Genomic DNA, 24,256 nt, shown 5'->3' with positions numbered 1-24,256 from the left:
ACCTGCCGACAACGTTCTGAATATTCGTGTGGAATCAGGAGTTCCGATGCGCTTACGTCAGTTGTGTCTGTTGGCAGTGTTAATGATCGGGGCTACGGCCCACGCTGAAGAAACCTCGAGCACCGGCAGTTCCACGCCCCTGTCCTTGAGCGCCGGCGCCCAGATCACCGAGTTGCAGCAACGTTTGAAAGAAAGCGAACGGCAACGTGAAGAACTGAGCAAGCAACTGCAAAGCGCGGATGCCACCCGCGAAAGCGCTCAATTGAGTCGCCTTCGCCAGGAGAACCAACGCCTGGCCCAGCAACTCAAAGATGCACAGGGCGGCGCCTTGACCCGCTGGCTGACCGAGCAGCAACAATGGTTCGTCACCGGTGGGGCCGTCGCACTGATCGCCCTGTTGTGCGGGATCTTCGCCAGCGGTGGGCACCGTCGCCGTCGACAATGGCTAAATTGAGTGAGTCATGAGCGAGCTGTTACTGATAGATGATGACCAGGAGCTCTGCGAGCTGCTGAGCAGTTGGCTGAGCCAGGAAGGTTTCCAGGTGCGCGCCTGCCACGACGGCTTGAGCGCACGCAAGGCCTTGGCCGACAGCGCCCCGGCAGCGGTAGTGCTGGATGTGATGCTGCCCGACGGCAGCGGCCTGGAGCTGCTCAAGCAATTGCGCAACGACCACCCGGAGCTGCCGGTGCTGATGCTTTCGGCGCGGGGCGAACCCCTGGACCGCATCCTCGGCCTGGAATTGGGCGCCGACGACTACCTGGCCAAGCCCTGCGACCCGCGCGAACTCACCGCGCGGCTGCGCGCGGTATTGCGCCGCAGCCACCCGGCCGCCGTGTCCAGCCAACTGGAACTGGGCGACCTGTGCTTCAGCCCGGTGCGCGGCGTGGTCAGCATCGATGAGCAGGAGTTCACCCTCACCGTCTCCGAAAGCCGCCTGCTGGAAGCATTATTGCGCCAGCCCGGCGAACCGCTGGACAAGCAGGAACTGGCGCAGATCGCCCTGGGCCGCAAGCTGACCCTTTACGATCGCAGCCTGGACATGCACGTCAGCAACCTGCGCAAGAAGATCGGCCCGCACCCCGATGGCCGGCCACGGATCGTGGCGTTGCGCAGCCGGGGCTACTACTACAGCCTCTAAGTCCCCTTCGCTCCTGCAGGGTTTTGTCAGTTCACAACAAAACCCTCTTTACCCAAGCTTTACCCACACCTGACCGCCGCTGACCTTGATCTCCGTAATCTACTCACATCCGGACTCACCGGAATAGAGACAGGAGAATCACCATGCGCAAGACCCTTATCGCTTTGATGTTCGCCGCCGCCCTGCCGACCGTTGCCATGGCCGCACTGCCTGAAGGCCCGGGCCCGATGGGCGGCCCTGAAGGGCACATGATGGGTGGCCCGGGCCACGGCGGTGAACACGGTCCGCGTGGCAAAGGCGGCCCTTTCAGCCAACTGGACCTGAGCCGCGAACAGCGCGAGCAGATCGGCAAGCTGATGGGTGACCAATGGCACGCTCGCAAAGACCTGGTCAAAAAGTACCTGGACAAGCTCCCGGCCGCCGACCAGAAAGCCATGCAGGATGAAATCGCCGCCGGCAAGCAGAAGACCCAGGCCGATATCCGTGCCGTGCTCAAGCCTGACCAGCAGAAGAAGTTCGACGAGATCGTCAAGAAGCAAGAACAGCGCCGTGCCGAATGGAAGGAATTCCAGGCCTGGAAAGCGCAACAGCCGCAAAAAGCGCAATAATGCCCCCGCGTTAACACTCCCAGCCCAGTGGCCACCGCCACTGGGCTTTTCCTGTTTGAGGGTTTCCTGTGCGTTCATTGTTCTGGCGCATCCTGGCCAGTTTCTGGCTGGCCATCGCCCTGGTTGCCGGGTTGTCGATCCTGCTTGGGCACATGCTTAACCAGGATGCCTGGATTCTCAGCCGCCACCCCGGCCTCAATAACCTCGCGCAAGAGTGGACCCAGCTCTACGAAGCCCAGGGCGAGGATGCTGCCCAGGACCTGCTGCAACAGCGCAAGCGCCAGTACCACATCGACGTGCAAGTGCTCAACGAAAGCGGCGAGCCGGTGGTGCGCGGCACTTTCCCGCGCCGCGCCGCTGCCTTTGAAGCCCGGCAGAACGACAGCAAGGAAGGCCATCTGCCCTGGCGACGCCTGACCGCCGAGTACACCAGCGAGAAGACCGGCGACACCTACCTGTTGATCTACCGCATCCCGCACCCGGAGCTGGACGAGTGGCACCGCAGCAGCCTGGCATGGCCCTTGAGCGCACTGGTGATTGCCCTGGTGGTGCTGACCTTGTTCAGCCTGTTCGTCACCTTGTCCATCACCCGTCCACTGAGCCGCCTGCGCGGCGCGGTGCATGACCTCGGCCAGGCCACCTACCAGCAGAACAGCCTGGCGCAACTGGCCAACCGCCGCGATGAGTTCGGCGTACTCGCCACCGACTTCAACCGCATGGGCGCACGCCTGCAAAGCCTGATCGGCAGTCAACGCCAGCTGCTGCGCGACGTGTCCCATGAGCTGCGCTCGCCCCTCGCGCGCCTGCGCATCGCCCTGGCCCTGGCCGAACGCGCCAGCCCCGAAGAACGGGAAAAACTCTGGCCACGCCTGACCCGCGAATGCGACCGCCTGGAAGCGCTGATCAGCGAGATCCTGGTACTGGCCCGCGTCGATGCCGACAATGCCAGCGCCGAAGACGTCGACCTCATCGCCCTGCTCAAAACCCTGCAAAAGGATGCCCAACTCAGCGCGCCGGACCAGGTGGTGCAACTGAGCACCGACGCCGACCTGCAACTGAAGGGCTGGCCGACCATGATCGAACGGGCTGTGGATAACCTGCTGCGCAATGCCCAGCGCTTCAACCCGCCGGGGCAACCGATCGATTTGCACGCCCAGCTCCAGGGCGAACGTATCCTGATCAGTGCGCGCGACCATGGCCCCGGTGTGGACGCCGAACACCTGAGTCAACTCGGTGAACCGTTCTACCGCGCTCCCGGCCAGACCGCCCAAGGCCACGGCCTGGGCCTGGCGATCGCGCGACGCGCGGCCGAACGCCACGGTGGCAGCCTGATCCTGGCCAATCACCCAGCCGGTGGTTTTATCGCCAGCATCGACCTGCCGTTGGAACCGGGAGTTGTCACGCCGGTGTGATGATCTTCTATAGTGGCCCTTCTCTTACGGAGGGCCTTTGATGACTGACCTGCTGACTCCCATCCAAGCCGCACTCGATCTACCCCACACCCCGCTGACCTTCACCGAGGCTGGCGCCCTGCCCTCGACCTTCGCCGTCACCGAACTGGCCAGTGCCAGCATCGGCGCCGCCGGGCAGGCCGTCGCCCAGTTGATCCGGCAACGGACCGGGCGCCTGCCCGACGTGAGTGTGGACCGGCGTCTCGCCTCTTTCTGGTTCTCGTCCTCGATCCGCCCGCTGGGCTGGCAAGTGCCACCGTTGTGGGATCCGGTGGCCGGCGATTACGCCAGCGCCGATGGCTGGATTCGCCTGCACACCAACGCGCCTCATCACCGTGCCGCCGCCGAACGGGTGCTGGGCACGGTCGCCGACCGCGCCGGAATGGCCGGCAAGGTCGCGGCGTGGAACGCGGCAGAACTGGAACAGGCGATTGTCGACCAAGGTGGCTGCGCCGCGCAGATGCGTGCCTGGCAAGCCTGGCAGCAGCACCCGCAGGGGTTGGCGGTGAACGCCGAGGCGTTGGTCCAACGCCAGACCTTCGAAACCACGACCGACAAACCCTGGCACGGTTCGCTGGCACGCCCGCTGGCCGGCCTCAAGGTGCTGGACCTGACCCGCGTATTGGCCGGCCCGGTGGCCAGTCGTTTCCTTGCCGGCCTCGGCGCGGATGTACTGCGCATCGACTCACCCACCTGGAACGAGCCCGGCGTAGTCCCGGAAATGACCCTGGGCAAACGCTGCGCGCGCCTGGACCTGAAAACGCCCGAAGGTCGGCGGGTTTTCGAGCATTTGCTCAGGGACGCCGACATCCTGTTCCACGGTTACCGCGCTGACGCCCTGGAGCATCTGGGCTACACCGCCCCCGAACTGCAACACCTCGCCCCAGGCCTGATCGACGTCAGCCTCAACGCCTACGGCTGGAGCGGCCCGTGGCGTAATCGCCGGGGCTTCGACAGCCTGGTGCAGATGAGCAGCGGGATCGCCGAGGCCGGCATGCTCTGGAAACACGCGGATAAACCGCTGCCACTGCCGTTGCAGGCGCTGGATCACGCGACCGGGTATCTGATGGCGGCCAGTGCGATTCAGGCGCTGGGCGAACGGTTGCAGTCGGGGCGCGGTGGTTCGGCGCGGTTGTCGTTGGCACGCACCGCAACGTTACTGGTGCAAGCAGGCCAAGTGCCCGACCAACCGGCGTTGCGCGAGGAAGAACCAGGGGATCAAGGCCTGGTCGTCGAACAGACCGCCTGGGGCCAGGCCTATCGGCTGCTGCCCCCGCTGACCATCAGCGGTACGCCATTGCAATGGGATTTGCCGGCGGGAGAATTGGGCTCCCACCGGCCTCAATGGTGACTTGACGGCCGCTATCGGGAGCAAGCCCCCTCCCACACTTTGATGGGTGAACATATTCAAAATGTGGGAGGGGGCTTGCTCCCGATGAGGCCAGTACCGTCATCCCATCACAACGACAACACCCCGCTGTACAACCCATACGCCGCCAGCCCCGCGCCGGCGATCACGCAGCTGAAAATGCCTTTCTCAACGTGGGTGAACAACGGCTGGCCCTGTTCGCGCTTGGCCAGGGCGAACAGGATCACGCCCGGCGCATACAGCAGCGCCGACAGCAGCAGGTATTTAAGGCCCCCGGCGTAGAGCAACCATACGGCGTAACCCAGGGCGATCAACCCCACCAGCAGGTCCTTGATGCGATGGCGGTGGGCACCTTCATAGGTTTCACCACGCCCGCTCAGCAACACCGCGTAGGCCGCCGACCACAGGTAAGGCACGAGGATCATCGACGACGCCAGGTAGATCAGGGTGGTGTAGGTGCTGTGGGAAAACAGCGTGATCACCAGGAAGACCTGGATCATCACATTGGTCAGCCACAAGGCGTTGACCGGCACCTGGTTGGCATTTTCCTTTTTCAGGAAGGCCGGCATGGTCTTGTCATGGGCGGTGGCATAGAGGATCTCGGCACACAGCAGCGCCCAGGACAGCAAGGCGCCCAGCAATGAAACCGCCAGGCCGATACTGATCAGCAACGCGCCCCAGGGCCCGACGATATGCTCGAGCACACCGGCCAGGGACGGGTTTTGCAGGCCGGCCAGCTCCGCCTGGCTCATGATGCCCAGGGACAACACATTCACCAGCACCAACAGCGCCAGCACGCCGAGAAAGCCGATCACCGTGGCCCGCCCTACGTCCGCGCGCTTCTCGGCCCGCGCCGAATACACACTGGCGCCTTCGATGCCGATAAACACAAATACCGTGACCAGCATCATATTGCGCACCTGGTCCACCACACTGCCGAATTGCGGCTTTTCCAGGCCCCAGATGTCAGCCGTGAAGATATCGGCCTTGAACGCCACGGCGGCGATCACCACGAACATCAACAGCGGTACCAGCTTGGCCACGGTGGTGATCTGGTTGATGAACGCGGCTTCCTTGATCCCGCGCATCACCAGGAAATGCACGGCCCACAGCAGCAACGATGCGCAGCCGATGGCCACCGGCGTATTGCCTTGGCCGAATACCGGGAAAAAATAGCCGAGGGTGCTGAACAGCAACACGAAATAACCGACGTTGCCCATCCACGCGCTGATCCAGTAACCCCAGGCCGATGAAAAACCCATGTAGTCGCCGAAACCCGCCTTGGCGTAGGCGTACACCCCGGAATCCAGTTCCGGCTTGCGATTGGCCAGGGTCTGGAAGACAAACGCCAGGGTCAGCATGCCCACGGCGGTGATCGCCCAACCGATCAACACCGCGCCCACCTCCGCGCGCGCGGCCATGTTCTGCGGCAACGAGAAAATCCCCCCGCCGATCATCGAGCCCACCACCAGGGCAATCAGGGCGCCAAGCCGAAGTTTCTGGGCCGGTTGAGACATGCAGACTCCTGAATAAGATTTGAGCGGACAACCGTGCACTCAACTAATTAACTCAGCGAGTGTAGCGTTTATTAAAGACAGCGATAAAACCGCCACGCTCATAACTCAGCGGCATGACAGTTTGCATAGTTTAGGCTTATTTAGATTTTAAATACGCCGAATACTTTGTCGCTTCCAAGCTATTTATTGTCGCCGTTGCGAAAAGTTTGCACATTCGGGAAAACGGGCTAGTTTCAAACGTCCATACGCAGCACTAAATGATTGACCAAACCGCAGAGATCGCTCTGGAAAGCGCCTTTGCGCGGAAAACTATTGCCCACGACTTTCCAGTCTAAGTCATTAATTCACAATGGAATGTGCCAATGAAGTGATCTGAGTCAGCTGTTTGATTAGCGCACGGAATTATTCTGTGGTCTCTCTTCTCCTGCATTGGAGTTATGCGATGTCTGAATCTCCCGGAAAACTTCGATTGGGTGCATTGGTTGCACTTGTCGTCGGCTCAATGATTGGCGGCGGGATCTTCTCTCTGCCGCAAAACATGGCCGCCAGTGCCGATGTTGGCGCGGTATTGATCGGCTGGGTGATCACCGCCGTGGGCATGCTGACCCTGGCGTTTGTCTTCCAGACCCTGGCCAATCGCAAACCTGATCTGGACGGCGGCGTCTACGCCTATGCCAAGGCCGGCTTCGGTGACTACATGGGCTTTTCGTCGGCCTGGGGTTACTGGATCAGCGCCTGGTTGGGCAACGTCGGTTACTTCGTCCTCCTGTTCAGCACCCTCGGTTACTTCTTCCCGATCTTCGGCGAAGGCAATACGCCTGCGGCGGTGATTGGCGCGTCGGTCTTGCTCTGGGCCGTGCACTTTCTGGTACTGCGCGGGATCAAGGAAGCGGCGTTCATCAACCTGGTGACCACCGTCGCCAAGGTGGTGCCCCTGGTGCTGTTCGTGTTGATCGCCGTGTTCGCCTTCAAGCTGGACATCTTCACCGCTGACATCTGGGGCGTGAAGAACCCGGACCTGGGCAGCGTGATGAACCAGGTGCGCAACATGATGCTGGTCACCGTGTGGGTGTTCATCGGCATCGAAGGCGCGAGCATCTTCTCGGCACGCGCCGAAAAACGCAGCGACGTCGGCAAGGCCACCGTGATCGGTTTTATCACCGTGCTGCTGTTCCTGATGCTGGTGAACGTGCTGTCCCTGGGCATCATGACTCAACCGGAGCTGGCCAAGCTGCAGAACCCGTCGATGGCCGCCGTGCTGGAGCATGTGGTGGGCCACTGGGGTGCGGTGCTGATCAGCGTCGGCTTGATCATCTCGTTGCTGGGTGCGCTGCTGTCGTGGGTGCTGCTGTGTGCGGAGATCATGTTCGCCGCCGCCAAGGACCACACCATGCCGGAGTTCCTGCGCAAGGAAAACGCCAACCATGTGCCGGCCAACGCCCTGTGGCTGACCAACGCCATGGTCCAGATATTCCTGGTGATCACGCTGTTTTCCGCCAGTACCTACCTGTCGCTGATCTACCTCGCCACCTCGATGATCCTGGTGCCTTACCTGTGGTCGGCGGCCTACGCGCTGCTACTGGCGGTACGCGGCGAAACCTACGAAAACGCCCTCAAGGAGCGCAGGAAAGACCTGTTTATCGGCGCGATCGCACTGATCTACGCGGTCTGGCTGCTCTATGCCGGCGGCACCAAGTACCTGCTGTTGTCCGCCCTGCTCTATGCCCCCGGCGCGATCCTGTTCGCCAAGGCCAAGCATGAACTGGGCAAACCGATTTTCACCAACGTCGAGAAGCTGATTTTCGCCGCAGTCGTCATTGGCGCCCTGGTGGCTGCCTATGGCCTCTACGACGGCTTCCTGACTCTGTAACTGATGTTCACTGGAGGATCTGTAATGACCACGGAAAAAGTGAAGTACGGCGTACATTCCGAAGCCGGCAAACTGCGCAAAGTCATGGTGTGCTCCCCAGGCTTGGCCCACCAGCGGCTGACCCCTAACAACTGCGATGAACTGCTGTTCGATGACGTGCTCTGGGTAGCCCAGGCCAAGCGCGACCATTTCGACTTCGTGACCAAGATGCGCGAACGGGACATCGATGTGCTGGAAATGCACAACCTGCTGACCGATATCGTTGCCAACCCCGAAGCCCTGGACTGGATCCTGGAACGCAAGATCACCTCCAACACCGTGGGCCTGGGCCTGGTCGAGGAGGTCAGCTCCTGGCTGCGCAGCCTGGAGCCACGCAAGATCGCCGAGTTCCTGATCGGTGGCGTGTCGGCCGATGACCTGCCGAGCAGCTTCGGTGGCAAGACCATCGAGATGTTCCGCGACTTCCTCGGCCACGCCAGTTTTATCCTGCCGCCGCTGCCCAACACCCAGTTCACCCGCGACACCACCTGCTGGATCTACGGCGGCGTGACGCTCAACCCGATGTACTGGCCGGCGCGACGCCAGGAAACCCTGCTGGCCAGCGCCATCTACAAATTCCACCCCGAGTTCACCAACGCGGACTTCCAGATCTGGTACGGCGACCCCGACCAGGAACACGGTGCCGCCACGCTGGAAGGCGGTGACGTCATGCCGATTGGCAATGGCGTGGTGTTGATCGGCATGGGCGAGCGCTCGTCCCACCAGGCCATCGGCCAACTGGCGCGCAACCTGTTCAAGAACAAAGCGGTGGAACGGGTGATCGTTGCCGGTCTGCCTAAGTCCCGCGCGGCGATGCACCTGGACACCGTGTTCAGCTTCTGCGACCGCGACCTGGTGACCATCTTCCCCGAAGTGGTCAACCAGATCGTGCCCTTCACCCTGCGCCCTGACGAAAGCAAACCCCACGGCATCGACATTCAGCGGGAGAAAACCAACTTCCTCGAGACCGTGGCCGCCGCGCTCAACCTCAAGGCCCTGCGCGTGGTCGAGACCGGCGGCAACAGCTTCGCCGCCGAACGCGAGCAGTGGGACGACGGCAACAACGTGGTGGCCGTGGAGCCTGGCGTAGTGATCGGCTACGACCGCAACACCTACACCAACACCCTGCTGCGCAAGGCCGGCGTGGAAGTCATCACCATCAGCGCCGGTGAACTCGGCCGTGGCCGTGGCGGCGGCCACTGCATGACCTGCCCGATCATCCGCGACCCTATCGACTATTAAGGAGATTCCATCATGGCTTTCAATATGCGCAACCGCAGCCTACTGTCGCTGATGCACCACACCACCCGCGAACTGCACTACCTGCTGGACCTGTCCCGCGACCTCAAGCGCGCCAAATACACCGGCACCGAGCGTCCGCACCTGCAAGGCAAGAACATCGCGCTGATCTTCGAAAAAACCTCGACCCGCACCCGTTGCGCCTTCGAAGTGGCGGCCCACGACCAGGGTGCCCACGTCACCTATATCGACCCGGTGTCGTCGCAGATCGGCCACAAAGAAAGCATGAAAGACACCGCCCGCGTACTCGGTCGCATGTTCGACGCCATTGAATACCGTGGCTTCGAGCAGGAAATCGTCGAAGAACTGGCCAAGTTCGCCGGCGTGCCGGTGTTCAACGGCCTCACCGCCGAGTTCCACCCGACCCAAATGATCGCCGACACCCTGACCATGCGCGAACACAGCGACAAGCCGCTGCATGACATCAGCTACGCCTACCTGGGCGACGCGCGCTACAACATGGGTAACTCGCTGCTGATGATCGGCGCCAAGCTCGGCATGGACGTGCGCATCGGCGCGCCGAAAGCCCTGTGGCCCCATGAAGACTTCATCAAACAGTGCCAGGCCTTCGCCGAGGAAAGCGGCGCACGCATTACCATCACTGAAGACCCGAAAGAAGCCGTCAAAGGCGTGGACTTCATCCACACCGATATCTGGGTGTCCATGGGTGAGCCGGTGGAAGCGTGGGACGAACGCATCGAGCAACTGCTGCCGTACCAGGTCAACGCCAAGATGATGAAAGCCTCGGGCAACCCTCGGGTGAAATTCATGCACTGCCTGCCGGCGTTCCACAACAGCGAAACCAAGGTCGGCAAGGACATCGCCGCACGTTATCCGAACCTGGCCAATGGTGTGGAAGTGACCGAGGAAGTCTTCGAGTCGCCGGCCAACATCGCCTTTGAGCAGGCGGAAAACCGCATGCACACCATCAAGGCGATCCTGGTGTCGGCACTCGCGGATATCTAAAGGCTACACGGTCAAATGTGGGAGGGGGCTTGCCCCCCTCCCACATTGGCCTCTGTGTTCACACCTATAGAAGGATTGCATTATGCGCATCGTCGTAGCCCTGGGCGGCAACGCCCTCCTGCGCCGTGGTGAACCCATGACCGCAGACAACCAACGCGCCAATATCCGCATTGCCACCGAACAGATCGCCAAGATCCATGCCGGCAACGAACTGGTCATCGCCCACGGCAATGGCCCGCAGGTCGGCCTGCTGTCGTTGCAGGCGGCGGCCTACACCAGCGTTTCGCCGTACCCGCTGGACGTGCTCGGTGCCGAGACCGAAGGCATGATCGGCTACATCATCGAACAGGAACTGGGCAACCTGCTGGACTTCGAAGTGCCGTTCGCCACCCTGCTCACCCAGGTGGAAGTGGACGCCAAGGACCCGGCCTTCCGGAACCCGACCAAGCCCATCGGCCCGGTGTACTCCAAGGCCGAAGCGGAAAAACTCGCCGCCGAGAAAGGCTGGGCCATCGCCCCGGATGGCGATAAATATCGCCGCGTCGTGGCCAGCCCACGGCCCAAACGCATCTTCGAGATTCGCCCGATCAAGTGGCTGCTGGAAAAAAGCGCCATCGTGATCTGCGCCGGTGGTGGCGGTATCCCGACCCTGTACGGTGAAGACGGTAAGCTCAAGGGCATCGAAGCCGTGATCGACAAAGACCTGTGCTCCTCGTTGCTGGCCACGCAACTGGACGCCGATTTGCTGGTGATCGCCACCGACGTCAACGCCGCTTTTATCGACTTCGGCAAGCCGACCCAGAAAGCCATCGGCCAGGCCCACCCCGACGACATGGAAAAACTCGGCTTCGCCGCCGGTTCCATGGGGCCCAAGGTGCAAGCCGCCTGCGAGTTCGCCCGCCAGACTGGCAAAACCGCGGTGATCGGTTCACTCTCGGACATCGAAGCCATCGTCCAGGGCAGCGCCGGCACACGCATCAGCACGGCGACACCTGGCATCACCTATCTGTGAAGTAGAGGAGATACGCCTATGGCCACCTTTGAACCCGGTCACCTGCACGTCGAACGTCACGCGCTGAACAAGGACGACTACAGCTACAACCTGTGTATCGACTACGAAGTCAGCCAGGATCCAAAGGAAGGCAAGGGCATGCTGTTCAAGCTGCACGGCTCGGTGCAGGGCAAGGACCTCAAGGAAGAGTTCTTCTTGCCCAAGGACCAGGCATTCGACTTTGCCCGGCATGCGATGAACATCGCGCAGAAGTATGGGATGCCGAAGATTGCGGTGTTGAATGGCTCGATGCACAAACAGTACGACCTGATGTTCGAGGATGTGCGGCATCAACTGGATGTGAAATCCGGGGACCCGATCAAGCCTGAACACCTGGAATAACCCGACGCCCCCGACTCCAACCCTCATATGTGGGAGCAAGCCCGCTCCCACATTTTTGATCTCCATCACCTGTCAGGCATACTGGCCACCCTCAGTACGCCAGAACCAACATTCGCCCCATGCGTATCCACGTCAGCTTTATCGACCGCGTCGGTATCACCCAGGAAGTCCTGGCCTTGCTCGGTGGGCGCAATCTCAACCTGGATGCGGTGGAAATGGTGCCGCCCAACGTCTATATCGATGCGCCGACCCTCAGCGCCGACGTGCTCGAAGAGCTGCGTGACGCGCTGTTCAGCGTGCGCGGCGTACAAGCGGTGACGGTGGTGGACATTCTCCCCGGCCAACGCCGCCACCTGCAACTCGATGCCCTGCTGGCAGCCATGACCGACCCGGTGCTGGCCCTGGACAGTGCGGGCAAGATCCTGCTGGCCAACCCGGCGCTGATCGCGCTGTACGGTCGCGAACCGGCCGGGGAAAGTATCGCCGAGCTGTTCAATGATCCGGCCTTGCTGGACACCTTGCTGGAAAACGGCTTTCGCCTGCCCTTGCGTGAAATCAGCGTCAACGGCCAGACGTTTTTGCTCGACGCCACGCCGATCACCGATGCCGGCGCCCTGCTCACCCTGTACCAACCCAACCGCATCGGCGAACAACTGTCGGCGCTGCACCACGATCATGCCGAAGGCTTTGATGCGCTGCTGGGCGAATCCCCGGTGATCCGCACCCTCAAGGCACGCGCACAACGGGTTGCCGCACTCGATGCGCCGCTGTTGATCCAGGGCGAAACCGGCACCGGCAAGGAGTTGGTGGCGCGGGCCTGCCACGCCATCAGCGCACGTCACAGTGCGCCGTTTTTGGCGCTGAACTGCGCGGCGTTGCCGGAGAATCTCGCCGAGAGTGAATTGTTCGGTTACGCCCCCGGCGCCTTTACCGGTGCCCAACGCGGCGGCAAGCCGGGGCTGATGGAGCTGGCCAACCAGGGCACGGTGTTTCTCGATGAAATCGGCGAAATGTCGCCCTATTTGCAAGCCAAGCTGCTGCGTTTTCTCAACGACGGCAGCTTCCGCCGGGTCGGCGGCGACCGCGAGGTGAAGGTCAATGTGCGCATCCTCAGCGCCACCCACCGCGACCTGGAAAAAATGGTCAGCGAAGGCACCTTCCGCGAAGACCTGTTCTACCGCCTCAACGTGCTCAACGTCGAAGTGCCGCCCCTGCGCGAACGCGGCCAGGACATCCTGTTGCTGGCCCGCTACTTCATGCAGCAGGCCTGTGCGCAGATCCAGCGCCCGGTGTGCCGCCTGGCGCCCGGCACCTATCCGGCGCTGTTGGGCAACCGCTGGCCGGGCAATGTGCGCCAGTTGCAGAATGTGATCTTCCGCGCCGCCGCCATCTGCGAAAGCAGCCTGGTGGACATCGGTGACCTCGACATCGCCGGCACCTCCGTGGCCCGCCAGAACGACGGCGAAGTCGATAGCCTGGAACAGGCCGTCGAGGACTTCGAGCGCAGCCTGCTGGAGAAACTCTACGTCAGTTACCCCTCGACCCGGCAGTTGGCCAGCCGCCTGCAAACCTCACACACCGCCATCGCCCACCGCTTGCGCAAGTACGGCATTCCCGCAAAACCCTAGCGCCTGCCTCACCAGAACGCACGCCGGCCACGATGCTTGATAACGCCGGTGGCGCTGAAAAACAGTTGCGTGGCCATGGGCGGGCTGATGCGCGAATAGTAGATCGCGATGGCCTCGTTGTCGGTTTTGTCGAGCAGGCTGCGAAAACTCATGAAGCGCTGCTCCGGCCTTTTCAGATGGCCGGCGTTGTAGGGTAAATCGGGGTCCGTGGGCGACGAGTAATGAAAGTGCGCATAAGCCAGGACCTTGCCCTGCCTGTCCTTGACCACATACTCCTGCAGGAAATCATCCACCCGCTTGAGCGCAATACGCCCCTCGATGCGCAGTATCTGCACCTGGTCCTGGGCCTGGAGCCAGGCAATCCCATCCTCATCGGGCGGCAAGCGCTTGATCATCTCGATGCGCAACCCTCGCCCCTGCTCCAGAGAGTCGCTGGCGGCCTGTTCCAGTTCATCGAGCAGCGCCTGGGCCGCGGTATCCGGCGTTGACGGCAGCGCCTTGCGGATCTTTTCGGCAACCGCCTTGATGCCCTCGGACTGCCGCGTCAACCGGGCTTCGACGCTGGCCGGCAGCGTGGCACTGCGCGCTTCATCGCGGGCCTGCTGCAGCACCAGCGGTGCCCTGGCCAACAAGCGGCGCGCGTCGGCCTTGAGGTTTTCCAGGGAACGCGTCGGCCGCGGCATCACCGCGCCAGCCTCGGTGATCGCTTCGAACGTATCCGAACCCGGCTGCTGATGCAGGCTGACCACCACGGCCTGGTCAATCGGGTTGATGACATCAACGATGTCTTCGGTCGCTTCCGGCGTGCGGGCGCGAACCCGCCCCAATTGATAGCGCTTTTTCGAATCGCGGATCAGCCGTTGATCAGCTTCAAGGGGCCGTACCCGGCCAGGCTGAGGGTTGCGCTCGTGCTCGCGCAGCAGCTTTGCCAGGGCGATTCTCGACTCCTGTTCCAGGCTGAGGATCGTGGCTTGCACCGGCACCTCGGCATCCCCATGGATCAATTCCGGCGCGGCGGCACGGTATTCATCCAGGAGCGCCAGGGTTTTCGCGTATTCGTGCAGCACCGCCCGGGTACCGTCGATGCGCTGTTGCACACTCAGCACGCCTGGCTCATCGATGGTTTTCTGGGACTGGGCCGACTGGATCGCCTCATCCATGGCCGCGTCGATCCGACTGTAATCATCCTGTTCTTCAGGCAGGGGCAGCCGGCGCCACAGCTGCTCCTTGAGCACCTGCAACTGCACGGTCCGCCAGTCCAATGGCAGCCCGTATGAGGACGGTTGCAACTCACCGATGTAGGACTTGTAGGCAGGAATGCTGAGCAACCGCTCGTAATTGACCCGCTCCCAGAAGCTCAGGTTGACTATCTTGTCGTGAAACTCGCCGATCCTGCGGCTCTCTTCGGTCAAGGTCCCGATCACCGCCTGGGCCGCGGTCGCGTCCTCCCCCGCCACTCGCTCCGACAGTTGCGCGAGATGCGCTGCGGAGAACTGCTCCTCGCGGCGACTGAAGGTCAGCACGAACATCTGCCGGCGCATGTTCAGCACGATATCTTCCAACTGCAGGCACTGTTCCCGTTCAAAGCCGTCCAGGGGCTTGTTGGCGTTTCTGCGCATCAGCACATTGAGTTTTTTCTGTTGCGCATCGGCCTTTTTTTCCAACTCGCGCAGGTAACGCGCCCTGGCATCGCGCCGGTGCTGCTCGGTAAAGGCCGCCTCGGAGGTCAGGTGCGCCTTCTCACACAGGTCTTCGGCCGCGGTCACGACACGCTCCAGGCTCTGCAATTCGCGGCTTGCCGCGCTGTATTCGTGCTCAAGCTCAAGCTTTTGCCGCTCGATGTGGGCACGCCGCTGGGCCACCGTGCTCTTTGGCTGCCCGCCAACCAGGCGCAGGCCCAGGTCGACTTTCCACACCCCATGGGCATCCTTGTCCAGCCACGGGCCGAGACGCTGGGGTTGCCGCAGATCGACGACCCGCCAGCCATCCCTGACCGTCCTCACGCCATAGACTTTGCTGTCTATCAAGGTGTACTGCTCGTGACGGGCCGCGCTGCCGTCGCGCTGGACCAGCACCCGACCACGCACCGGGCTGGCCGCCGAGGCCAGTGTCGGCGAGTCGGGCCAGCGCTCGCCCTGCCTGGGTGACCATTGGAAAGTCTCGAGCTGGACACGCTGCCGGGTCGTAAGCCTGGACCTTGAGTTGGCCCAGGAAAAATCCATTGCCGTGACGTCGGCGAATGAACGCTGCCAGGCAAACGTCGACGCCGAGTGGCGCGTGTGGCTGGCCGGGATCAAGTCATGTGCCTGGGCAGCGCCCGAACTCAAGCGCAGTCGTTGATCCAGCGTGACCACCGGGCTCATCAGCAGGCCGGCCACGCTGCCGATCAGCTCGGCGAAGGCATTGGCGGAATCTTCGCGGCTCGTCTCGGCCGGCAGCGCCAGCACCGCCTGGAATGTCCTGAAGGTCTGGGACAACCAGCCCGCCACCGCCACCGGGCCCCTGACCATCGGCAAAAGCGCATTGAACACTTGCCACAGATCATTCTTGAACAGGGTCCAACGCAGCGCCTCGTTGGAAACCGACTGCTTGACAGCGCGCTGCCACAGGTCTCGGGCGTTTTCATCGAAGACGCTCTCAAGGAACTCGCCACGCACCGGTTCGTCACTCAGCAACGCCGGGCTCGATGCGGGCAGCACGTCGAACTCATCGCCCTGCAGCACACGCTGGACATGGGGACGCAGAAAACCGCCGTTGGCAAACAGGGTACGGCTATCCTGCGGTAAACGCTGCAGCACCACGGGTTGAAGATCGCTGCCCACCGTTGCGATCGCGTCGAGCAACGCCTGGCGACTGGGAAATTGTTGCAGCATCGCGTCGGTTTGATCCGGCCGATAGAGAATATGCGGCAACGTGCTGTTGTCGCGGGGACCGATGACAAACAGGTTGTGCGCTTGATGGGCCAGCCCGCCTGCATGGGCCAGGAATGCCAGGGGCCTGGCGACGATCACCTCACCGTCGACCACACGCTGGAGCGGATCTTCCCGCAGCAACGCGTGCACCACCCGAGCGCCGGAGCGGGTAAAGCCGTTGCGTTGGCGCAGGCTGTTTTCAAGGGCGCGCATCGGCAGTTGCAGCGCCATCTGATCGACAAACAAGCGACGCCGCCGTGCAGACTGCGTCGGGCCGGTGATCAGTGCGTGCTCCAGCAATGGCGGATAGTGCTTGCCCACGTCCACCCGTTCGATCAGCCCCTTGAGATAGGCCGGCGTGACCCAGCGCGGTACGTTACCTGGCGTGACCTGGTGGCTGATGTGCACACTGGCATAGGCGGTGGCGAAGGGGTTTTCCAGCGACCACTGGGTCAAGGTCCGGGTGGTCCGTTGCGTCCAGCCAACCGTGCCGCCCTGGGTGCGCTCGAAGGTCAGGAGGCAGTCGTCCGGGTTGATGGGAGCCTGCGCTGGATGATCCAGGCGCATTTGCCGTTGCAGCGCCTTGCGCGCATACACATCGATCGGCTCAAGGCCATCGAGGAACGTTGCACCGCCGGTACTGCGCTGCAGCTGCGCCAGGCGCTCCAGCCACTGCCCGTAAGCCAGGCGATCCGCGCTGCTGGCCCGCTGCAACCAGAGCGGCAGCTGTTCTTCATGGGGCTGTTCGAGAGCGTCCGGGTCGAACCAGGCCAGTGGCGAGGTGAGCGTGGTGAACAGCTGTTCATAGCTGCCGATGTCGGGCAATGCCGACCAGTCAACCCGCCGCACATCGCGAAGTTGGCGTTCGAGCAAGGCCTGGGCCAACGCATCGAACACATCGCCCTCGGGCTCGCGCAGTACCCATTGCAGCGGCGCCCCTGGCCGGTAACGGCCCATATAGCGCGGCAGCAGGTCACCCAAGGCGTCCAGGGACTCGAGCTGCACCAGGTTCATCGCCGGGATATAGACGAGGGTGACCTGTTGCCCCACGACCCGACGCTGCAAGACCAACAGCGGCAGCCATTCGCCCGTTGTCCCGGCCTGGGCCGCATAGACTTGATAGATATGCAGCGCATCGGCGCCACCCAAGGCCTCTCGATCCGCCCGATGCCCCCAAAGCTGCTGTGCCTGCTCATCGCCCAGCCCCAGAAGCAATCGCGCCTGCTCCGGCGTCAATGGCGGGTTCTGCCGCGCCGTGAGCAGGCATGCACGTAACTGGCTGCTGACCGCGTGCCAACGGCTGTCGGCCGAACCGTCCGACACGCGCGCGTTCCAGTATTGCACCAAGCGCTCGGCAAAACCCGCCAGCACATCGGGCGCCAGGGTGTTGAGCATCCACTCGATATCGTCCACGGTGATGGCGCCGCTCGCCGGTTCGAACACCTGCGGTGCAGACTGCACCAACAGCACATGATGGCCTGGCGTGTAGTTCAGCGCGTCACCCTTCATGCAGCGCTGGATCAGTGCGTCGCTCAAGGTCATAAGCGGCATGTGGCGGCGGCCGGTCGAGGTTGGCTGGATCACACCGATCCAGCTGTTACCGGCCTGCAGGCCGGAACCGGCAAACCACTGCCCGATCCATTCCTGGATCATTGCGCGGGCCACTTGGGTCAGGCCCAGGCGCCGGGCGAAGACCTTGGATAAATAGTCGCGAGACGTCCGCGCCTGGGAAATCTCTGGGGGAATAACCTTTGAAGCACTCATGGGGCGCATCCTGATGACGAAGTGCGCGAACGGTAAAACGCCGGCCGGCCTCCCGGACGGTAGATAAATCGCGAAAAACGACGTCCATGCGTACTGAAAGCGCTACAGTGGAACGATATCGCTACAACCTTGTTTTTTGCGCGCCATGCAAGGCTTTGATCCACATAGGCTTTTTTTCGACGGCCGGAGTGTAGCGAAATCGCTACACACAAAGGCGCTATCGTTATAACCGTTTTTATCAAGCCATTGATTAATAAAGGATTAATCACATTGGCCGCGATATTGCTAAGCAACTCCCCATTATTCCAATCCCGCCCACCAGACGATTCTGGCCCTGAGGAGTTTCCATGAGCGAGTTGCGTTTCACTGAAGATCACGAATGGCTGCGCGCCGAAGCTGACGGCAGCGTCACCGTGGGTATCACCGCTTTCGCGCAGAACGCGCTCGGTGATGTGGTGTTCGTGCAACTGCCGGAGTTGCAGGCCTATGACAAGGGCGCAGAAGCGTCCACGGTTGAATCGGTCAAGGCCGCCAGCGGCGTGTACATGCCGTTGGACGGTGAAGTGCTGGAAGTGAACGCCAAGCTCGATGGCAGCCCGGAACTGGTCAACGAAGACCCGCTGGGCGAAGGCTGGTTCTTCCGCTTTAAACCGGCCGATGCCGGGGCAGTCGCTAAACTGTTGGATCAGGACGCGTACGACCGTCTGATCAAAGCCAACGCCGAAGCCTGAGGAGCGCGCCATGACCATCAATCTCAGCACCGCCAATGAGTTCATCGCCCGCCACATCGGCCCGCGCCAGGAAGATGAGCAGCAGATGCTCGCCAGCCTGGGCTTCGATTCCCTGGAAGCCCTGAGCGCCAGCGTGATCCCGGAGAGCATCAAGGGCACCAGCGTGCTCGGCCTGGAAGACGGCCTGGGCGAAGCCGAGGCCCTGGCCAGGATCAAGGCCATCGCCAGCCAGAACCAACTGTTCAAGACCTACATCGGCCAGGGCTACTACAACTGCCATACGCCGTCGCCGATCCTGCGCAACCTTCTGGAAAACCCGGCCTGGTACACCGCCTACACACCTTATCAGCCAGAGATTTCCCAAGGCCGCCTGGAAGCGCTGCTGAACTTCCAGACCCTGATCAGCGACCTCACCGGCCTGCCGATCGCCAACGCCTCGCTGCTCGATGAAGCCACCGCCGCCGCCGAAGCCATGACCTTCTGCAAGCGCCTGAGCAAGAACAAGGGCAGCAACGCCTTCTTCGCCTCGGTCCACAGCCACCCGCAAACCCTCGACGTACTGCGCACCCGTGCCGAGCCGCTGGGCATCGACGTGGTGGTCGGCGATGAGCGCGAACTGACCGATGTCAGCCGGTTCTTCGGCGCCCTGCTGCAATACCCGGCCAGCAACGGTGACGTGTTCGACTACCGCGCGCTGACCGAGCGTTTCCATGCCGCCAACGCCCTGGTGGCCGTGGCTGCCGACCTGCTGGCCCTGACCCTGCTGGCCCCGCCGGGTGAGTTCGGCGCCGACGTGGCCATCGGCAGCGCGCAACGCTTCGGCGTGCCGCTGGGCTTCGGTGGCCCGCACGCGGCGTACTTCTCCACCAAGGATGCGTTCAAGCGCGACATGCCGGGGCGCCTGGTCGGCGTGTCGGTAGACCGCTTCGGCAAGCCGGCCCTGCGCCTGGCCATGCAGACCCGCGAGCAACATATCCGCCGCGAGAAAGCCACCAGCAACATCTGCACCGCGCAAGTGCTGCTCGCCAACATCGCCAGCATGTATGCCGTGTACCACGGGCCCCAGGGCCTGACCCAGATCGCCAAGCGCATTCACCAGCTGACCGCGATGCTCGCCAAGGGCCTGACCGCCCTGGGCCTCAAGGTCGAGCAGGCACACTTCTTCGACACCCTGACCCTGCACACCGGCGCCGACACCGCTGCGCTGCACGACAAGGCCCGCGCCCAGCGCATCAACCTGCGCGTGGTGGACGCCGAGCGGGTTGGGCTGTCGGTCGACGAAACCACCACCCAGGGCGATATCGAAACCCTGTGGGCGATCTTTGCCAATGGCAAAGCCCTGCCGGACGTCAACGCCACGGTGGACAGCCGCCTGCCCGACGCCTTGCTGCGCCAGTCACCGATCCTCAGCCATCCGGTGTTCAACCGTTATCACTCGGAAACCGAGCTGATGCGCTACCTGCGCAAGCTGGCGGACAAGGACCTGGCCCTGGACCGGACCATGATCCCGCTGGGCTCGTGCACCATGAAGCTCAACGCCGCCAGTGAAATGATCCCGGTGACCTGGGCCGAGTTCGGTGCCCTGCACCCGTTCGCCCCGGCCGAGCAAAGCGCCGGCTACCTGCAACTGACCTCCGACCTGGAAGCCATGCTCTGCGCGGCCACCGGGTATGACGCGATCTCCCTGCAGCCGAACGCCGGTTCCCAGGGCGAGTACGCCGGCCTGTTGGCCATCCGTGCCTATCACCAGAGCCGTGGCGAAGCACGTCGTGACATCTGCCTGATCCCATCGTCGGCCCACGGCACCAACCCGGCCACCGCCAACATGGCCGGCATGCGTGTGGTGGTTACCGCCTGCGACGCCCGTGGCAACGTCGACATCGAAGACCTGCGCGCCAAGGCCATCGAGCACCGTGAGCACCTCGCCGCGCTGATGATTACCTACCCGTCCACCCACGGCGTGTTCGAGGAAGGTATCCGCGAAATCTGCGGGATCATCCACGACAACGGCGGCCAGGTGTACATCGACGGCGCCAACATGAACGCGATGGTTGGCCTGTGCGCACCGGGCAAGTTCGGCGGCGATGTGTCCCACCTGAATTTGCACAAGACTTTCTGCATCCCCCATGGCGGTGGCGGCCCGGGCGTTGGCCCGATTGGCGTCAAGTCCCACCTCACGCCCTTCCTGCCCGGCCACGCGGCCATGGCGCGCAAGGAAGGCGCGGTGTGTGCGGCACCGTTCGGCAGTGCAAGCATCCTGCCGATCACCTGGATGTACATCAGCATGATGGGCGGCGCAGGCCTCAAGCGCGCGTCGCAGTTGGCGATACTGAATGCCAACTACATTTCCCGTCGCCTCGAAGAGCACTACCCCGTGCTGTACACCGGCAGCAATGGCCTGGTGGCGCACGAATGCATCCTCGACCTGCGCCCGCTGAAGGACAGCAGCGGCATCAGCGTGGATGACGTGGCCAAGCGCCTGATCGACTTTGGCTTCCACGCCCCGACCATGTCGTTCCCGGTGGCCGGCACGCTGATGATCGAGCCGACCGAAAGCGAGTCCAAGGAAGAACTGGACCGCTTCTGCGACGCGATGATCGCCATCCGCGAAGAAATCCGCGCGGTGGAAAACGGCACCCTGGACAAGGACGACAACCCGCTGAAAAACGCACCGCATACCGCGGCGGAACTGGTTGGCGAATGGAGCCACCCATACAGCCGTGAACAAGCGGTGTACCCGGTCGCTTCGTTGATCGAAGGCAAGTACTGGCCACCGGTTGGCCGGGTCGACAATGTGTTTGGTGATCGCAACCTGGTGTGTGCGTGCCCGTCGATCGAGAGCTACGCATAACCCGACTGGCTGAGCGCGGTCAAAAATGTGGGAGGGGGCTTGCCCCCGATAGCGGTGTGTCAGTCACCAGAACTTTCTACTGACCCACCGCTATCGGGGGCAAGTCGAATCGTCGCACCGCCCCTCCCACATTGACCGAGTACACCCAATACATAACAAGAAACCGGAGAACAACTCATGTCCTTAAGCGTGTTCGACCTGTTCAAGATTGGCATCGGCCCCTCCAGTTCCCACACCGTCGGCCCCATGCGCGCGGCCGCTCGATTCGTCGAAGGCCTCAAGCGTGACAATCTGCTGAGCGCCACCACCGGCATCAAGGTGGAACTCTATGGCTCCCTCGGCGCCACCGGCAAAGGCCACGGCAGCGACAAGGCCGTGCTGCTCGGCCTGGAAGGCGAACACCCGGACACCGTGAACACCGAAACCGTGGCCACGCGCCTGGCGCAGATGCGCGGCGATGGCCGCTTGAACCTGCTCGGCGAACACAGCATTGCGTTCAACGAGAAAGAACACCTGGCGATGATTCGCAAACCCCTGGCCTACCACCCCAACGGCATGATTTTTCGTGCCTTTGATGCGGCGGGCATCCAGATCCGCAGCCGCGAGTACTACTCGGTGGGCGGCGGTTTTGTGGTGGATGAAGACGCCGCCGGCGCCGACCGGATCGTCGAAGACGCCACCCCACTGACGTTCCCGTTCAAGCATGCCAAGGACTTGCTCGGCCATTGCACCACCTACGGTCTGTCCATCAGCCAGGTGATGCTGACCAATGAAAGCGCCTGGCGCCCGGAAGCGGAAACCCGTGCCGGCCTGTTGAAGATCTGGCAGGTGATGCAGGACTGCGTGGCAGCCGGCTGTCGCAACGAAGGCATCTTGCCCGGCGGCCTGAAGGTCAAGCGTCGTGCCGCCGCCTTGCATCGCCAGTTGTGCAAGAACCCGGAGTCGGCCCTGCGCGACCCGCTGTCGGTGCTGGACTGGGTCAACCTGTACGCCCTGGCCGTCAACGAAGAAAACGCCAACGGCGGGCGCGTGGTCACGGCGCCCACCAACGGCGCGGCCGGGATTGTGCCGGCGGTGCTGCATTACTACATGCGCTTTATCCCTGGCGCGAATGAAGACGGCGTGGTGCGCTTCCTGCTCACCGCCGCCGCCATCGGCATTCTCTACAAGGAAAACGCCTCCATCTCCGGTGCCGAAGTCGGTTGCCAGGGTGAAGTCGGCGTGGCCTGTTCCATGGCCGCTGGCGCGTTGTGCGAAGTATTGGGCGGTACGGTTTCCCAGGTGGAAAACGCCGCCGAGATCGGCATGGAACACAACCTCGGCCTGACCTGCGACCCGATTGGCGGCCTGGTGCAGGTGCCCTGCATCGAGCGCAATGCGATGGGCTCGGTGAAGGCCATCAATGCGGTGCGCATGGCCTTGCGTGGCGACGGGCAACACTTCGTCTCGCTGGACAAGGTCATCCGCACCATGCGCCAGACCGGCGCCGACATGAAAAGCAAATACAAGGAAACCGCCCGTGGCGGTTTAGCGGTCAACATTATCGAGTGCTGACGCCTAAAGGCGCGCCGGCACGTTTTTCAGGAGCTGAACATGTCCACCGAAACCCTGTTGAAAACCCCATTGCACGCCCTGCACCTCGAGCTGGGTGCACGCATGGTGCCCTTCGCCGGCTACGACATGCCGGTGCAATACCCACTGGGCGTGATGAAGGAGCACCTGCACACCCGTGAACAGGCCGGGCTGTTCGACGTGTCCCACATGGGCCAGATCCGCCTGACCGGCGCCAATGCCGCAAAGGCCCTGGAAACCCTGGTACCGGTCGACATCATCGACCTGCCGGTCGGCATGCAGCGCTACGCCATGTTCACCAATGACCAGGGCGGCATCCTCGACGACCTGATGGTGGCGAACCTGGGTAACGACGAACTGTTCCTGGTAGTCAACGCGGCCTGCAAGGACCAGGACCTGGCGCACCTGCGCCAGCATATCGGCGAGCAGTGCAGCATCGAGCCGCTGTTCGAAGAACGCGCGCTGCTGGCCCTGCAAGGCCCGGCTGCGGTGAAGGTACTGGCGCGCCTGGCCCCGGAAGTCACCCGGATGACCTTCATGCAATTCGCCCCGGTGCGCCTGCTGGGCGTGGACTGCTACGTCAGCCGCTCGGGCTACACCGGTGAAGACGGTTTTGAAATCTCCGTGCCTGCCGCCAGCGCCGAAAGCCTGGCGCGCAGCCTGCTGGCCGAGGACGAAGTGCAGGCCATCGGCCTGGGCGCCCGTGACTCGCTGCGCCTGGAAGCCGGCCTGTGCCTGTACGGCCACGACATGAACACCGAGACCACCCCGATCGAAGCCAGCCTCCTGTGGGCAATCTCCAAGGCCCGGCGCACCGACGGTGCGCGTGCCGGTGGCTTCCCGGGTGCCGACCGCATCTTCACCCAGCAGCAAACCGGTGTAAGCCGCAAGCGAGTAGGCCTGCTGCCCCAGGAACGCACACCTGTACGTGAAGGCGCAGAGATCGTCGACGAACACGGCAGCGTGATCGGCAGCGTGTGCAGCGGTGGCTTTGGCCCGAGCCTGGGTGGCCCACTGGCCATGGGTTACCTGGACAGCGCATTCACCGCACTGGACACCGAAGTCTCTGCGTTGGTGCGTGGGAAAAAAGTGCCACTTCGTGTAAGCAAAATGCCATTTGTGCCGCAACGTTACTATCGTGGCTGAT

17 protein-coding genes are annotated in these 24,256 nt (G+C 62.7%); 15 read left to right on the top strand and 2 right to left on the bottom strand.

The window, feature by feature from the left end:
* Nucleotides 1–46 precede the first annotated feature (46 nt).
* The 5 genes from B9N88_RS18950 to B9N88_RS18930 all read left to right on the top strand — a co-directional run bounded on the left by B9N88_RS18950 (nucleotide 47) and on the right by B9N88_RS18930 (nucleotide 4,549).
* On the top strand, nucleotides 47–454 hold the full coding sequence (locus tag B9N88_RS18950; protein ID WP_027605567.1) for an SH3 domain-containing protein: 408 nt from the start codon (nucleotides 47–49) through the stop codon (nucleotides 452–454).
* Between the two features lie 7 nt (nucleotides 455–461).
* Complete coding sequence (locus tag B9N88_RS18945) at nucleotides 462–1,139, top strand: response regulator transcription factor (RefSeq protein ID WP_027605566.1); 678 nt, start codon at nucleotides 462–464, stop codon at nucleotides 1,137–1,139.
* A 143-nt stretch (nucleotides 1,140–1,282) separates the two neighbouring features.
* A complete protein-coding gene (locus tag B9N88_RS18940; protein ID WP_027605565.1) occupies nucleotides 1,283–1,747 on the top strand; it encodes an LTXXQ domain protein in 465 nt (154 codons plus the stop codon).
* Nucleotides 1,748–1,815: 68 nt separating this feature from the next.
* On the top strand, nucleotides 1,816–3,159 hold the full coding sequence (locus B9N88_RS18935) for a sensor histidine kinase (RefSeq protein ID WP_027605564.1): 1,344 nt from the start codon (nucleotides 1,816–1,818) through the stop codon (nucleotides 3,157–3,159).
* Between the two features lie 40 nt (nucleotides 3,160–3,199).
* On the top strand, nucleotides 3,200–4,549 hold the full coding sequence (locus B9N88_RS18930) for a CoA transferase (protein WP_027605563.1): 1,350 nt from the start codon (nucleotides 3,200–3,202) through the stop codon (nucleotides 4,547–4,549).
* A gap of 107 nt (nucleotides 4,550–4,656) precedes the next feature.
* On the opposite strand, the gene arcD (B9N88_RS18925) is transcribed toward B9N88_RS18930, so the two are convergent.
* Nucleotides 4,657–6,084, bottom strand: coding sequence for an arginine-ornithine antiporter (gene arcD / locus B9N88_RS18925; protein ID WP_027605562.1), 1,428 nt, complete (start codon nucleotides 6,082–6,084; stop codon nucleotides 4,657–4,659).
* 442 nt (nucleotides 6,085–6,526) lie between these two features.
* On the opposite strand from arcD (B9N88_RS18925), the gene arcD (B9N88_RS18920) reads away from it, so the two are divergent.
* The 6 genes from arcD (B9N88_RS18920) (at nucleotide 6,527) to B9N88_RS18895 (ending at nucleotide 13,279) form a co-directional block, all read left to right on the top strand.
* Nucleotides 6,527–7,954: an arginine-ornithine antiporter gene (gene arcD, locus B9N88_RS18920; protein ID WP_027605561.1), complete on the top strand. Its 1,428-nt coding sequence runs from the start codon at nucleotides 6,527–6,529 to the stop codon at nucleotides 7,952–7,954.
* Nucleotides 7,955–7,978: 24 nt separating this feature from the next.
* On the top strand, nucleotides 7,979–9,235 hold the full coding sequence (gene arcA, locus B9N88_RS18915; RefSeq protein ID WP_027605560.1) for an arginine deiminase: 1,257 nt from the start codon (nucleotides 7,979–7,981) through the stop codon (nucleotides 9,233–9,235).
* 12 nt (nucleotides 9,236–9,247) lie between these two features.
* On the top strand, nucleotides 9,248–10,258 hold the full coding sequence (locus B9N88_RS18910) for an ornithine carbamoyltransferase (protein ID WP_027605559.1): 1,011 nt from the start codon (nucleotides 9,248–9,250) through the stop codon (nucleotides 10,256–10,258).
* Nucleotides 10,259–10,340: 82 nt separating this feature from the next.
* Nucleotides 10,341–11,270, top strand: a complete 930-nt coding sequence (gene arcC, locus B9N88_RS18905; RefSeq protein WP_027605558.1) for a carbamate kinase — start codon at nucleotides 10,341–10,343, stop codon at nucleotides 11,268–11,270.
* A gap of 18 nt (nucleotides 11,271–11,288) precedes the next feature.
* Nucleotides 11,289–11,651 carry a DUF5064 family protein gene (locus B9N88_RS18900; RefSeq protein WP_027605557.1) on the top strand — a complete coding sequence of 121 codons (363 nt, stop codon included), beginning with the start codon at nucleotides 11,289–11,291 and terminating at the stop codon, nucleotides 11,649–11,651.
* A 119-nt stretch (nucleotides 11,652–11,770) separates the two neighbouring features.
* Complete coding sequence (locus B9N88_RS18895) at nucleotides 11,771–13,279, top strand: sigma-54-dependent transcriptional regulator (protein WP_027605556.1); 1,509 nt, start codon at nucleotides 11,771–11,773, stop codon at nucleotides 13,277–13,279.
* 8 nt (nucleotides 13,280–13,287) lie between these two features.
* On the opposite strand, the gene B9N88_RS18890 is transcribed toward B9N88_RS18895, so the two are convergent.
* The gene (locus B9N88_RS18890) at nucleotides 13,288–17,955 is read right to left on the bottom strand and encodes a hypothetical protein (protein ID WP_027605555.1); all 4,668 of its coding nucleotides are present in this window, start codon (nucleotides 17,953–17,955) and stop codon (nucleotides 13,288–13,290) included.
* A 347-nt stretch (nucleotides 17,956–18,302) separates the two neighbouring features.
* Between B9N88_RS18890 and gcvH the strand changes: the two genes are divergently transcribed.
* The 4 genes from gcvH to gcvT all read left to right on the top strand — a co-directional run bounded on the left by gcvH (nucleotide 18,303) and on the right by gcvT (nucleotide 24,255).
* Nucleotides 18,303–18,686: a glycine cleavage system protein GcvH gene (gcvH, locus tag B9N88_RS18885; RefSeq protein ID WP_027605554.1), complete on the top strand. Its 384-nt coding sequence runs from the start codon at nucleotides 18,303–18,305 to the stop codon at nucleotides 18,684–18,686.
* A 10-nt stretch (nucleotides 18,687–18,696) separates the two neighbouring features.
* Complete coding sequence (gene gcvP / locus B9N88_RS18880) at nucleotides 18,697–21,537, top strand: aminomethyl-transferring glycine dehydrogenase (protein ID WP_027605553.1); 2,841 nt, start codon at nucleotides 18,697–18,699, stop codon at nucleotides 21,535–21,537.
* Between the two features lie 177 nt (nucleotides 21,538–21,714).
* On the top strand, nucleotides 21,715–23,091 hold the full coding sequence (locus tag B9N88_RS18875; RefSeq protein WP_027605552.1) for an L-serine ammonia-lyase: 1,377 nt from the start codon (nucleotides 21,715–21,717) through the stop codon (nucleotides 23,089–23,091).
* 39 nt (nucleotides 23,092–23,130) lie between these two features.
* Nucleotides 23,131–24,255: a glycine cleavage system aminomethyltransferase GcvT gene (gcvT, locus tag B9N88_RS18870; RefSeq protein WP_027605551.1), complete on the top strand. Its 1,125-nt coding sequence runs from the start codon at nucleotides 23,131–23,133 to the stop codon at nucleotides 24,253–24,255.
* The last annotated feature ends 1 nt before the right edge of the window (nucleotide 24,256 follow it).

It is taken from the genome of Pseudomonas sp. LAMO17WK12:I1 (assembly GCF_900177315.1).
GTDB classification, from domain to species: Bacteria; Pseudomonadota; Gammaproteobacteria; order Pseudomonadales; family Pseudomonadaceae; genus Aquipseudomonas; species Aquipseudomonas marginalis.
Note: the sequence above shows the minus strand (reverse complement) of the source record. Positions and strands in the feature narration are given on the sequence as shown.